General features: G+C 67.3%; 10 protein-coding genes. 8 read left to right on the forward strand and 2 right to left on the reverse strand.

Annotated elements, in window-relative coordinates; all coding sequences use genetic code 11:
* Positions 1-30: 30 nt before the first annotated feature.
* The gene (locus B4M62_RS12210) at positions 31-1248 is read right to left on the reverse strand and encodes an alpha/beta fold hydrolase (RefSeq protein ID WP_290713249.1); all 1218 of its coding nucleotides are present in this window, start codon (positions 1246-1248) and stop codon (positions 31-33) included.
* A 155-nt stretch (positions 1249-1403) separates the two neighbouring features.
* Between B4M62_RS12210 and B4M62_RS12215 the strand changes: the two genes are divergently transcribed.
* The 4 genes from B4M62_RS12215 to B4M62_RS12230 all read left to right on the forward strand — a co-directional run bounded on the left by B4M62_RS12215 (position 1404) and on the right by B4M62_RS12230 (position 7169).
* Positions 1404-3665 carry a M20/M25/M40 family metallo-hydrolase gene (locus tag B4M62_RS12215; RefSeq protein WP_290713253.1) on the forward strand — a complete coding sequence of 754 codons (2262 nt, stop codon included), beginning with the start codon at positions 1404-1406 and terminating at the stop codon, positions 3663-3665.
* Positions 3666-3713: 48 nt separating this feature from the next.
* Positions 3714-4496 carry a lysophospholipid acyltransferase family protein gene (locus B4M62_RS12220; protein WP_290713256.1) on the forward strand — a complete coding sequence of 261 codons (783 nt, stop codon included), beginning with the start codon at positions 3714-3716 and terminating at the stop codon, positions 4494-4496.
* Positions 4493-5365: an HAD family hydrolase gene (locus tag B4M62_RS12225; RefSeq protein ID WP_290713259.1), complete on the forward strand. Its 873-nt coding sequence runs from the start codon at positions 4493-4495 to the stop codon at positions 5363-5365. The genes B4M62_RS12220 and B4M62_RS12225 overlap by 4 nt, the downstream gene beginning before the upstream one ends.
* A 262-nt stretch (positions 5366-5627) precedes the next feature.
* On the forward strand, positions 5628-7169 hold the full coding sequence (locus B4M62_RS12230) for a SpoIID/LytB domain-containing protein (protein WP_290713262.1): 1542 nt from the start codon (positions 5628-5630) through the stop codon (positions 7167-7169).
* A 16-nt stretch (positions 7170-7185) separates the two neighbouring features.
* On the opposite strand, the gene B4M62_RS12235 is transcribed toward B4M62_RS12230, so the two are convergent.
* Positions 7186-7911, reverse strand: coding sequence for an immunity protein Imm33 domain-containing protein (locus B4M62_RS12235; protein ID WP_290713265.1), 726 nt, complete (start codon positions 7909-7911; stop codon positions 7186-7188).
* Between the two features lie 206 nt (positions 7912-8117).
* Here B4M62_RS12235 and glf point away from each other — a divergent pair, with 206 nt between their 5' ends.
* The 4 genes from glf to B4M62_RS12255 are packed head-to-tail and all read left to right on the forward strand — an operon-like array spanning position 8118 to position 12902.
* The gene (glf, locus tag B4M62_RS12240) at positions 8118-9320 is read left to right on the forward strand and encodes a UDP-galactopyranose mutase (protein WP_414651837.1); all 1203 of its coding nucleotides are present in this window, start codon (positions 8118-8120) and stop codon (positions 9318-9320) included.
* Positions 9321-9329: 9 nt separating this feature from the next.
* A complete protein-coding gene (locus tag B4M62_RS12245) occupies positions 9330-11267 on the forward strand; it encodes a glycosyltransferase (protein ID WP_290713269.1) in 1938 nt (645 codons plus the stop codon).
* Positions 11248-11958, forward strand: a complete 711-nt coding sequence (locus B4M62_RS12250; protein WP_290713272.1) for a phosphatase PAP2 family protein — start codon at positions 11248-11250, stop codon at positions 11956-11958. The genes B4M62_RS12245 and B4M62_RS12250 overlap by 20 nt, the downstream gene beginning before the upstream one ends.
* Positions 11955-12902 (forward strand): decaprenyl-phosphate phosphoribosyltransferase, encoded by a 948-nt coding sequence (locus tag B4M62_RS12255; protein ID WP_290713275.1) that lies wholly within the window; start codon positions 11955-11957, stop codon positions 12900-12902. Before B4M62_RS12250 ends, B4M62_RS12255 begins: the two co-directional genes overlap by 4 nt.
* Positions 12903-12919 lie beyond the last annotated feature (17 nt).

Below are 12919 nucleotides of genomic sequence, written 5' to 3' on the forward strand. Positions count from 1 at the left end.
TGGGCACCTCAACCACGCCGAGTGGGCACCTCAACCACGCCGAGTGGGCACCGGCAGGCGGGTTTCGACGTTGATGCCGGCGCGGATGAGTAGCGACGCGGTCTGCAGCGAACCCCGCCGCGGCAACGCCGACAGGTCAGCGGCCTGTTGTGGCAGCGTCGCGTGCCGGTTTTCGCGCAGGGCGTGCATGATCGCAAGTGCGGCGCGACGGTGGGAGTCCAGGGCGCTGTGCCCGATTCCGGTCAACTCGATCAGTGATGCGTCGGGAATCAGACCGGCGATCTGTGCGGCGATCGGTGGCGGCGTGCGGACATCGCGTTCGCCTGCGATCACCGCAGTGGGCCAGGTGAAGCGGGGCAGCTCAGCGGGCAGGGAGACTGGCTCGCCGATGAACTCCTCGGCGGAGTGGGCCGCGAACGGTTCGACTGGATCGAGCGGCAACCCGTCGGGGTCGTGGGCGTACCCGAGTTCTGAGTAGCTGATCCCGGCGACCAGATCGGGCTCCATGACGTACGGGTTGGCGTCGTCGACTTCGGTTTCGCCGAGCCGGACGATCTGTCGCCAGACAAGTTTCGCGCGCCCCTTGGTCCGAGCAGTCACCAAGCGCCGCAACACCTCTGGGCCGGCCATCTCATACACCGAGGTCACGACATGGTTCAGCTCGATCGATGACACGGCACCGGATTCGATTAGCGCGCGTACAGCCGTCGGCGTGGCGCCGGGCCCGTCGACGAGTAGCTGGCGCCGGTAGTCGCGAGTCAGCGCCAAGTCGGTGACGACGGAAAGAATCGGCGAGTCCAGCACCATCGCCGCGACGCGCTCGGGGTGGCGGATGCCGAAAAGTTGGGCGACGTAGGTGCCGTACGAACTGCCGAAGACTATTGCGCGGTCGATCCCGGAATCGTCGAGTACGGCGGCGAGGTCGTCCACTGCCGCCGAGATCGTCACGTCGGCCACCGAGAGGGGGGCACCGTCGACATCGAACCGCGACAGGCCCACCCCGCGGTGCTCCATCATCACCAGGTCGAGACCCTGTGCGGTCGCGTCCCGCCGCAGACCCCGGTACGGCAGCGCCGACGCCAGGCCGGGACCGCCCGGGATGACGACGATCGGGAGACCGTCGCCGGGATTGGTCCGCAGGTAGGCGACGTCAACGGTAGTTGCGCCGGCGGGCCGGCGGACGAGTCCACCACCGCTGGCCAGCTCCCGTTGGGCAAGTCGGCGAAGCAGGGCGTGGTTGGCGGCCATCGCTTCCAGGATAATCAAATTGACATGCTGGACGGCACCGCCGTCTGAGCCGGGAATCAGAAAGTGACGGGGGCGCGATCATCGCCGACAAAGCGCAGGCCGCCGACGCCGACCCGCGGTTGGCGGCGGGACTCGCGGGGTGGATCGGGTTCCTCGTGCTGCTTGTGATCGCGGTGCTCACCGTCTGGGACCAGGTACCGCCCTCGCCGGTGCCGGCCGACGCCCCGCCTGGGCAGTTCTCCGCCGAGCGAGCGCAGCGGAAGATCGAGAAGTTCGCCGCCAAACCTCACCCGATCGGGACCGCCGAGCATGCTCGGGTGCGCGACTACCTCGTCGACCAGTTGCGCAGCCTCGGCCTCGACCCGCACCTGCACGAATCGACGGGCATCGTCGATCCGGGGGGGAGCGGGACGGCCGGGCTCATCCGGGCGGCACGCGTCCAGAACATCGTCGCCGTGATCAAGGGGACGGCACCGCGTGGGCAGATCCTGCTGACCGCGCATTACGATTCGGTCCCCACCGGGCCCGGGGCAAACGATGATGGCGTGGGGGTCGCCACCATTCTCGAGGTTGCCCGGGCATTGACGCAGGGGTCTTTCGCGCCGCGCAATGACATCGTGCTGCTGATCACCGATGGTGAGGAGAGCGGATTGCTCGGCGCCGAGGCATTCGTTCACGATCATCGCGCCGGTGTCGACCACGCCGTTGTCCTCAATCACGAAGCCCGCGGCGCAGGCGGGCCGGTCATCATGTTCCGGGCCGCGCCCGGAGCCAAGGCGCTGACCCGGCTGTACGCCGATGTCGCGCCGTATCCGTCGGGGAATTCAACCACTGCATCGCTCTTCAAGCTCATCCCCAATAACACCGACTTCAGCGTGTTCCACGCTGCCGGTTTCACCGGGATGGACTTCGCGTATGTCGGCCGGGGGGCGTACTACCACTCGTCCCTGGATTCGCCGTCGAATGTCGGGCGCCGGTCCATGCAGCAGATGGGCGACAACACGCTGGCGCTGGTGCGCGCGCTGGTCGGTGCGGACTTGACCGAGTACACCGTGCCGACCGGTGATGCTGTCTATTTCAACGTGCCACCCCGGCTGATGGTCCATTTCAGTGCCGGGTGGGCGTGGGTGCTGGTGGTGCTCGCGGTTCTGCTGGTGATCGGGCTGGTCGCATTCGCCAGGATCCGGCGGGTGGTGATGCTCCGGCAGGTGGTCGGCGGATGCGTAGCGGTCCTGTTCCTGGTGGCCGCGGTTGTGTTCGCCGGATCCGCCTATTGGGCGGCGCTGAAGTGGATCGAGCCCGGGTTCCGCCGCCTCCTCGTCGACAGCCCGTGGGAGCCGCGTTGGCTGCAGATCGGGGCGGTGGTGGTGGGCGGCCTGGTGCTGGGGGTCTGGTACATCGTGGTGCGGCGACTAGGGGTGTGGGCCCTGTGGCTGGCCGCGCTGGTTCTGGTGACGCTGTTGGGCGTTCTCGGCGTCGCCCTTTCCCCGCAGCTCGCCCCAGTCCTGGTGCCGGCACCCTTTGCGGCATTGGGTGGCTGGGTCGCGTTGGCCGCGCCCAAGCCGGTCTGGCGGGCGGTGGCGCTGACGCTCGGCCTGGTCCCGGCCGCGGTCCTGATACTCGCCACCGGGTGGATGGCATCCGATTTGGGGATGGGGTACGGCATGTATCTGTCGCTCCCGCTGATCGTGCTGGCCCTCCTGTTGATGCTTCCACTGGTGGCGCGGCCGCAAATCCGGTGGCGCCGAGCGGCGGTGTTCCCGGCGGGCGCCGCAGTCGTAGTGGTCGTGGTCTCCGGCTTGGGTGTCGCGGCGAACACGCCGTCTGCGGCCCGGCCCGGCCGGGTCGAGTTGGCCTACATTCTCGATGCCGATTCTGGCCGCGCGGCCTGGGTGGTGCCGATGACATCGGAGAAGTCGCCGGCACTGAGCTCCTGGGCGTCGGGCTACGTGGGCCCGGCGATCACCGATAATCCGGCCCCCGAACCCGCCGCGCCGCGCGCCCGAGTCGGTCCGGCCAGTCCCGCCGCGCTGGTTCCACCACAGTTGAGAGTGGTCGGCGACGTCACCGCCGGTGCCATTCGCACGCTGAAACTGGTCCTGACCTCGCCGCGTGGGGCGGAGGGTATCGTGCTGGTCGCCGACGACCCCGATGGGCGGGTGTCGAGGATCGCCGTCGAGGGTCGTGCGGTCACCCCCAAGGCACAGAATGGAATGGTCGGCATCAACGTGCAAGGCGGACGCGGTCCGGTGGAGGTGGAGTTGCACTTCGCCGCCGGCGGCCCGTTGCGTGTTCGGCTGGCCGACTTCGACCGGCTTCCCGCAGCCCTCGCCGGCCTGCCCGGCTACACCCCGCCGCCGGACGATCTCTACCTCGGCTACAGCAGGAGGACGGTAGTCGCTTCGCACCTGTTTTGACAGCGAAGGGTGCTCGCCCCGGTAGCCTGATGGTGGAGAGGAGCCCCGATGGAGCCGGTCTACCGCACGCTTGAGCTGATTGCCTTTGGGCTGCGCGGCGTCCAGGGGCTGCGCATCGACCGTCGCGGCAGCGACAACATACCGGCCTCGGGCGGGGCGGTTCTCGCGATCAACCACACCGGCTACCTCGACTTTCTGGCCGTCGCACTCGGGGTGGAGGCGCGCGGGCGACGCATCCGGTTCATGATCAAGTCGGAGATGATGGATATCGCGATCATGCGGTTCCTCATCAACCACACCAAGACCGTTCCGGTCGACCGTTCCGCTGGACATGAGGCGTACGCGACGGCGGTCGATTCCCTGCGTTCTGGCGAGTTGCTCGGGGTCTATCCGGAGGCGACGATCAGTCGCAGCTTTGAGATCAAGGAGTTGAAGTCCGGTGCGGTCCGGATGGCCGCGGCCGCGGGAGTGCCGGTCATCCCGGTGATCTGTTGGGGCGCCCACCGCGTGTGGACGAAGGGCGGGATCCGGAAGATCGGTTACACCAGGTTTCCCGTCGTCCTCGAGTACGGGTCGCCCATCGACGTTTCCGGCGTCGCGCTCGACTCGACTGCGTCCGTCGACGAGAAGGTGTCGCAGGTTCGTGAAACGATGAGCACGATGCTGCACGCGATCCAAGACGAGTACCCGCACCCGGCCGGCGAGCCGTGGGTGCCGGCCCGGCTCGGTGGTTCCGCGCCGACGGCCGATGAGGCCAAGGTGATCGAGGACGACGAGGCGGCCCGCAAGGCGGCCCTGCGCGCCGCCAAGCGCGAGTCAGGGCGCGGGTGAACGGTTCCTTCCCGGGCCCGGTCGCCCCGTCGCTCATCGCCAGTGACGTCGACGGCACCTTGCTCGATGATCAGAACACGGTGACGGCGGCGACGGTTGCCGCGATCACCAACGCCGTCCGCTCGGGCGTCGACCTGGTGCTGGCGACGGGGCGTCCGCCGCGCTGGATCGCCGAGGTGACCGACCAGTTGGTTGTCCCGGACGACCTGGTGGGGGTGCGCCCCGGCGGATCGTTGGTGCGCTACGCGGTGTGCGCGAACGGGGCGATAGTTTACGACGTGGCGAACGACCGGATCCTGCACGCCGCACAGCTCGAGGTCCCAAGGCTGCGCAAGCTGGTAGAGATCCTTGAGGCAGTGCTCCCCGAGGCCGGCCTGGCCGCCGAGCGCGCCGGCGCTTCGGCGCACGATGCGGCGACGCGGCCGTTCGTCGCCACCACCGGGTACCAGCACGCGTGGCTCAACCCCGATCACGAACTCGTCGAGGATGTCGATATCTCCGACGAACCAGCGGTGAAACTGCTGGCCCGCGAACCGCAGATGCGCAGCGAGCAGATGGCCGAATTGCTCATCCCCGCCGTCGGCGACTTGGCGGAGGTCACCTTCTCGACCAGCAACGGCTTGATTGAGTTGTCCGTCCCCCAGACGCACAAGGCGTCGGGCCTGGCGCGGCTCGCTGAACTGTCGGGGTTGCCCACCGAAGCGGTCATCGCATTTGGCGACATGCCCAACGACATTGAGATGCTGCGCTGGGCGTCGCACGGCGCGGCCATGGCGCACGGGCATCCGGCGGCGATCGCGGCGGCCGACGAGGTTGCGCCGACCAACAACGACGACGGCGTCGCGAAGGTGCTGAATCGCTACTTCTGATCGTCGAGTGGGCACCTCACTTGCGTCGAGTGGGCACCCCGCTTCTGTCGAGTGGGCACCCCGCTTCTGTCGAGTGGGCACCTAAACGCGGGCGCCAGGGCTGTTAACTCGTGACCGGGTTGTGACCGGGGGAGCTTGTGGGCCCTTAGTCCCATTCACTACAGTCACATGAGTCTCATTAGTCACATTTGACTCACGCTGACGGCGCCGGGAGCGATAGCGAGCGCGCCCGATTTGCTGGGTACGGCGCGGAAGGGCAGTCATGCGACAGGTTCGGAAGAAGGTCGTGTCCGCAGCCCTGGCGCCGGTTCTCGTCGTCGGCGGCATCGCCGCCGTCGTCGCCACCGCCGCCACCGTCACCTCGGTGACGCTGACCGCCGGAGCAGATGTGAATCTCAGCGGCAGGGGTCACGGCCACGGTCGCGGAATGGGACAGTGGGGCGCGCTCGGCTACGCCAAGAGGGGTTGGCCGGCCGAGAAGATCTTGCGCCACTACTACGGCGGCACCACCGCGGGGAAGGCGGACAAACCCGAGGTCTCGGTGATTCTCACCAAGCAGTCCTCGGTGAATGTGCGCGCGGACGCCGGGCTGCGAGTCGGTGGCCAGACAGTGGCTCCCGGGCAGGCCGTGCGCCTGGCCGGGACCACGGCCACCATCACGTCCGGCTGTAACGGTGCCGTCGTAGCGTCGGTGCCGCTCGGCGCCAGCCCCTTTGTCGACCCGATCAACCCCGCACCGAGCCGCCCGGCAACCGAACTGCTGAAGCTCTGCAGCAACGGTGCCGTCTATCGCGGAGGCCTCGGCCTCGTCGACGGCAAAGTGGTCAACCGTCTCCACGTCGACGACTACGTCAAGGGCGTGATCCCCCGCGAGAGTCTGCCGCGCTGGGCCGACGAAGGCGGTGCCGAAGCGTTGAAGGCCCAGGCGGTGGCCGCGCGCACCTATGCGCTCGCCGCACTGGCCAAGGGCAAGAAGATCGACGACACGATGAACTCGCAGGTCTACGGCGGCGTATCGGGGGAGGACCCGCGCACCAACATTGCCGCCGATGCGACCGCCGGACAGATCCTGCTGGCCGGCGGTGTGCCCGCGTTCACCGAATTCTCCGCATCGACCGGCGGTTACACCGCCGGCGGCAACTTTCCGGCCGTGCAGGACGAGGGCGACACCGTTTCCCCGGCACATACCTGGACGGCGACGGTGAGTGCGGACAGCGTCGGACGGGCATTCGGCGTCGGCGGGCTCAAATCGCTCGAGGTTACGCAGGCCAATGGGCTGGGCCCCGACTTCGGTCGGGCCCTCAAGGTCAGGGCGATTGGTTCGGGCGGAACCAAGGAGATCACCGGCGAGGAAGCGCGGACCCTGCTGAAGCTGAAGTCGGCCTGGTTCTCGATCGCCGGGCAGACCACCAAGCCGCAGATCGTCGCACCACCCACCGGGCCGGGGGCCGGCGTCGGGGCACCGGGACCGCTGGAGAACTTCGACCTCGGGTCCCTGCTGCGCGGCGTCGCCGACAACGTCCGCTTCGACCAGGGCACCATCGACCGACTGCTCGGCGCGGCCGGCACTGCGTTCGCCGCCAAGCAGACGGCGCTCGGCGGCCGGCGGTCGCCACTGGGCCAGCCGCTGGGTGTGCCGGCGCTGACCGAGGATGGTCGGGGCGTGCAACAACGCTTCCAGCGAGGGGTGATGCTCTATACGCCCCAGACCGGGGCGGTCGCCCTGTCTCCCCGCGGTCTCCGGGCGTTCAACAAGCGCGGCGGCCTCGTTGCGCTGGGGTTCCCGCGGGTCGACGCGATCTGAGTCGGGACGGCTTCACCTACCGGTAGCGGCAGGCGAAGAAATAGAACTGACCGTCGCGTTGAACGGCATAGTCCATGGTGCTCCACAAACGATGGCTGGCGTCGGGCATGGCCTCGCGATGATGGGCGAGGTGCGCGATGGTCCCCGGTGGCAGGGTTGCCTCGGCGACGAACGGCAGGGGGGGCAGGACTCCGCCGGAGAACCATCGGTCGAGGTCGGTGTCGCCCTCGCCGGCGGCGAATAGCAGACAGCGATTCGCGGGTGGCGAGCCGTCGGTGAAGGTGACCGAGTTGAGCGCCAGAGTCCAATCCGGGATGGACGACAGCGCCGTGCACGTCTCGCTGGCGATCGCGTCTTCGCGCTTGGCGACGTCATGCGCGTCGGCGCTGGGGGCGGCCGCCATCTCCGCGGCCGGTGGAATCACCTGCCGCCCGGTCGCGGAGTCGACGATGCGCGGGTCCCCCCCGTCGCGAAACAGGTGCAGATCTGACCCGACCGGCAGCGCCCACACGTCGATCAGCGCCGGTTCGAGGCTGCAGACGTCGTTGTAGTCGGCGACCCGCCAGTATTCAGTGTTGGTGAGGTGTTCGTCGGCGTCGATGTCACTCATGATTCGCCACCCGTTGTCCAGGGGATTCTGTGCGGCTTCACGCACCATCCGCTGTATCCGGCCATCCCCGGACAGGACGTGTGTCGTTACCAGGCAAGCCCCCGCGTTGGGGATGAACTCGATCGGCGCCATGAACCCAATCCTAGATCGGTCGCGATGGTCGTGACGTGCACAACCGCAACCGATGGGAACAACGGCCACCGCGACTCTGGCGGGGATCGCAGCGGGTGGCGACGCTGGTGGGCAGTGGCTCGGATCGGCGCAATCTGACGTTGGGACACCCGAGGGCGTCTCCGCGATGCGTCATTCTGAGGTTCGGTCGGATACCCTGAACACCCGTGGTGAGCAATAACGATTCGTATGACCTCATCGTCGTCGGATCGGGCCTGTACGGCCTGACCGTCGCCGAGCGTGCCGCGACGCAGCTGGGCAAACGGGTGCTGATTGTCGAGCGCCGCGACCACCTGGGCGGCAACGCCTATTCCGAGGCTGAGCCGACGACGGGCATCGAGGTCCACCGGTACGGTGCGCACCTGTTCCACACCTCCAATCAGCGGGTGTGGGACTACGTCAACCAGTTCACCGGCTTCACCGACTACCAGCACCGCGTGTTCGCGATGCACGACGGCCAGGCTTACCAGTTCCCGATGGGGTTGGGCCTGGTCTGTCAGTTCTTCAACCGCTACTACAGCCCGGACGAGGCCAAGGCCCTCATCGCCGAGCAGGCCGGCGAGTTCGACACCAAGACGGCGGCGAACTTCGAGGAGAAGGCGATCAGCCTGATCGGCCGGCCCTTGTACGAGGCATTCGTCAAGGACTACACGGCTAAGCAGTGGCAGACCGACCCGAAGAACCTGCCGGCCGCCAACATCACCCGACTGCCGGTGCGCTACACCTTCAACAACCGCTATTTCAACGATGACTTTGAGGGCCTGCCCGTTGACGGCTACACCGCATGGCTGACGAACATGGCGGCCGACGATCGTATCGAGGTGCGGTTGAACACCGATTGGTTCGATGTGCGCGACGACCTGCGCGCCGCGAGCCCCGACGCCCCGATTGTGTATACCGGACCGCTGGACCGCTACTTCGACTACACCGAGGGTCAATTGGGATGGCGCACCCTCGATTTCGAGACCGAGGTGCTCGAGACCGGTGACTTCCAGGGCACCCCGGTGATGAACTACAACGACGCTGACGTCCCTTACACTCGCATCCACGAGTTCCGTCACTTCCACCCCGAGCGCGACGATTACCCCGACGACAAGACCGTCATCATGCGCGAGTTCAGTCGTTTCGCCGCCGACGAAGATGAGCCGTACTACCCGATCAACACCCCCGAGGATCGGGCGATGGTCGCGAAGTACCGCGAGCGTGCCGCCGCCGAACTCCGTGACAACAAGGTGCTCTTCGGCGGTCGCCTGGGCACCTACCAGTACCTTGACATGCACATGGCCATCGCCAGTGCGCTTACCGTGTTCGACAACATGCTCGCCCCGCACTTGAGCACGGGCGCGCCCCTCGTCGAACAGAATGACTGAGAGAGTCACATGACTACAGCGACGACGAATGACACGCCCGCGGCGAAGGCCGGCGCTGCGCCGGAATCGAAGGCGGCCGAGCTGCTACAACGGGTGATTTTTCCGCGTCCCGGCGAGCCGCTCGATGTGCGTTCCCTCTACCTGGTGGAAGCCGACGGCAACTTGCGCCGGGCCCACTCCCCGTCGCGCACCTCGGTGGTCCTCGGCGGTGAGTCGGAGGTCAGTTTCGAGACCTACTTCAATGCCTTCGCCGCCTCCTACTGGCGTCGCTGGTCGACGCTGAAGTCGGTGGTGCTGCGCGTCGAGCTGACCGGGACCGCCCGCGTTGACCTGTACCGCTCGAAGATCGACGGCTCACGTATCGGCATCGGCGGCGACCTCGTCCCCGTCGATGCCGACGGGCGCGGCGCAATCGAGTTCGAGCTCGACCTCGGTCCCTTCGAGGATGGCGGCTGGATCTGGTTCGACCTCACCACCGATACCGACACCGAGATCATCTCGGCTGGCTGGTTCTCACCGGTGGCGAGCCCGAACCCCGACGCGACGGTCACCGTCGGAATCCCCACCTTCAACCGGCCCACCGATGCCGTCGCGGCACTGGCCGCCCTGACCAGCGATCCGCAGGTCGACGCGGTCATCGACGCGGTCATCATGCCCGATCAGGGCACCCGCAAGGTTATCGCCGAACCCGGCTTCGACGAGGCCTCGGCCCGCCTGGGTGATCGGTTGCACATGTTCGAGCAGGGCAATCTCGGCGGATCCGGCGGCTACTCGCGCATCATGTACGAGGCGCTGCGCCTGACCGACAGCCCCTACATCCTCTACATGGACGACGACATCGCGATCGAACCCGACTCGATCCTGCGGGCCCTGGCCATGTCCCGGTTTGCCAAGACCCCGATGCTCGTCGGCGGTCAGATGCTCAACCTGCAGGATCGCAGCCATCTGCACTGCATGGGCGAGGTCATCAACCGCAGCAACTTCATGTGGACCGCGGCTCCGTTCGTCGAGTATGACCACAATTTCGCGAAGTACCCGATGAGTGACCGGAAGAACTCGAAGAACCTGCACCGCCGCATCGACGTCGAGGGCAACGGCTGGTGGATGTGCCTGATTCCGCGAGAGTGCGCGGAGACCATTGGCCTGCCGATGCCGCTGTTCATCAAGTGGGATGACTGGGAGTTCGCCCTGCGCGCCGCCAAGGCCGGTTATCCGACGGCGACGGTGCCGGGAATCGCGATCTGGCACATGGCCTGGAGTGACAAGGACGACGCCATCGATTGGCAGGCCTACTTCCACCTGCGCAACCGCCTGGTTGTCGCCAGCATTCATCACGACGGACCCATCGACGGCATCCTCAAGTCGATGGCCAAAGCGACCGTCAAGCACCTGCTGTGTCTGGAGTACTCGACCGTCGCCATTCAGAACGAGGCGATCCGCGATTTCCTCGCCGGGCCGGATCACATCCGGAGTCTGCTTCCCACTGCGCTGGGCAAGATTGCCGAGATGCGCAAGCAGTACCCGGATGCGGTGGTGCTCCCGTCGGCCACTGAGTTGCCCAAGACGAGCGGTGAGGCGACGGCGATGGGGGTCAAGGTGCCCACGAATCCCGTTTCGCAGGCGCTGACGCTGGCCAAGGTGGTGCGCAACAATCTGCGCCCCGTAGATCCGCGCCACCACGAGGTGCCGCAGGCCAACTACCCGCCGATCGAGGCGCGCTGGTTCTCGCTCGGCCGGGTCGACGGCGTCACCGTGACCACGGCCGATGGCCGGGGTGTGGTGTATCGCCAGCGCGACCGCGACAAGGCGCTGGCACTCGGCAAGGAATCTGCGGCGCTCGTGCGCGAACTCCGGGAGCGATTCCCCGAGATGAAGCAGAAGTACCGGGACGCACACGCGGACCTCACCAGTAGGGAAAGCTGGGCGAATGTCTTTGGAATCGACTGACCGCGAGGCCGATCGGGTCGGTCCCGCCGGTGAGGCCGCCGTCCTGGTCGCGATCCAGTCGGCCGTCACCCGTCCCGCGACGGTATCGGCGGCTCGTGCCCTGTCGCACTTTGGCGAGCACTCGTTGGGCTGGCTGGCGCTCGCGGGCGCCGGTGCCCTGGTGGCGGCGCGACGCGGCGACGAGACGGCCAGGCGCCGCTACCTTGAGGCCGGGGCCGGTGCGTTCGGCGCGCACGCCGCCTCGGTGATCATCAAGCGCATCGTGCGCCGGCCGCGTCCGAATCACCCCGATATCAGCGTCGGCGTCGGGACGCCGAGCAAGCTGAGCTTCCCGTCGTCGCACGCGACGTCGACGACGACGGCGGCGATCCTGCTGGGCTGGGCACTGGCCGCCGGGAGCGGAGCGAGCGGGGCCGATGGGCTGGCCGCCGGGAGCGGAGCGAGCGGGGCCGATGGGCTGGCCGCCGGGAGCGGAGTGAGCGGGGCTAGCCGTCGATGGCGGAACCCGGCGACGCTGACCGCGGTCATTGTGCCGCCGATGCTGCTGTCGCGGCTGGTCCTGGGTGTGCACTACCCGACTGATGTGCTGGCAGGGGCCGCGATCGGCGCCGCGAGTGCCGGTGCGGTCATCGCGGGTGACAAACTGATGGGCGACAGATTGTTCGCGAACCGAAAGCCGGGAGTCTCATGAGCGAGGAGCCGATCGAGAACAGCAAGGTTCTCGGGCCACCGAAGAACCTGGCGGCCGGTCTCGTCAAGGCCATCCGCCCCCGGCAATGGGTGAAGAACGTTCTGGTGCTGGCCGCACCGCTCGCCGCGGGGCAGTTGCGCTTCGACAACGCCGAGGTGTGGCGCAACGCGGGTGTCGCGTTCGTGGCCTTCTGTCTGGCTGCGTCGGCGATCTACCTGATCAACGATGCGCTCGACGTGGAGGCCGATCGCAATCACCCGACCAAGCGTTACCGCCCGATCGCCGCGGGTGTTGTACCGATCGGCCTGGCGTATGTGCTGGCCGTCGTTCTCGCCGCGGCCTCGGTTGGCGTCGCTCTGCTGGCGAACTGGCAGACGGCCGTTGTCATTGCGATCTACCTCGCCATCCAGCTTGCGTATTGCTTGGGGCTCAAGCACCAGGCCGTGGTCGACATCTGCATTGTTTCGTCGGGCTTTTTGCTCCGCGCGATCGCCGGTGGCGCGGCCACCGGAATCGATCTGTCGAAGTGGTTCCTGCTGGTGATGGCCTTCGGCTCGCTGTTCATGGCGGCCGGCAAGCGGTACGCCGAATTGCAACTGGCCGAGCAGACCGGGGCAAAGATCCGTAAGTCGCTGGAGTACTACACCACCGGTTACCTGCGGTTTGTGTGGACGCTGTCGGCGACCGCGGTGGTTCTCTGCTACGGACTGTGGGCGTTCGACCCGCACGTCGACCGGGCCGGCAACGATGTCGACAATGTCTTCTATGCCGTGTCGATGGTGCCGTTCACCGTCGCGATCCTGCGCTACGCGGTCGATGTCGACGGCGGTGCGGCCGGTGAGCCCGAGGAGATCGCGCTTGGCGACCGGGTCCTACAGGTTCTCGCACTGGCCTGGATAGTATGCGTGGGTGTCGCCGTCTATGTTTACCCGAGCTGGAGCTGACCCCGGAGCGGTTGGCG

Source organism: Gordonia sp. UBA5067, assembly GCF_002414845.1.
In the GTDB taxonomy this organism is placed as follows: domain Bacteria; phylum Actinomycetota; class Actinomycetes; order Mycobacteriales; family Mycobacteriaceae; genus Gordonia; species Gordonia defluvii.

Excerpts from the sequence above, each read along its gene's own strand:
- B4M62_RS12210 (WP_290713249.1), bottom strand. The coding sequence starts at position 1,248 with ATGGCCGCCAACCACGCCCTGCTTCGCCGACTTGCCCAACGGGAGCTG.
- B4M62_RS12220 (WP_290713256.1), top strand. The coding sequence starts at position 3,714 with ATGGAGCCGGTCTACCGCACGCTTGAGCTGATTGCCTTTGGGCTGCGC.
- B4M62_RS12230 (WP_290713262.1), top strand. The coding sequence starts at position 5,628 with ATGCGACAGGTTCGGAAGAAGGTCGTGTCCGCAGCCCTGGCGCCGGTT.
- B4M62_RS12235 (WP_290713265.1), bottom strand. The coding sequence starts at position 7,911 with ATGGCGCCGATCGAGTTCATCCCCAACGCGGGGGCTTGCCTGGTAACG.
- B4M62_RS12245 (WP_290713269.1), top strand. The coding sequence starts at position 9,330 with ATGACTACAGCGACGACGAATGACACGCCCGCGGCGAAGGCCGGCGCT.
- B4M62_RS12250 (WP_290713272.1), top strand. The coding sequence starts at position 11,248 with ATGTCTTTGGAATCGACTGACCGCGAGGCCGATCGGGTCGGTCCCGCC.
- B4M62_RS12255 (WP_290713275.1), top strand. The coding sequence starts at position 11,955 with ATGAGCGAGGAGCCGATCGAGAACAGCAAGGTTCTCGGGCCACCGAAG.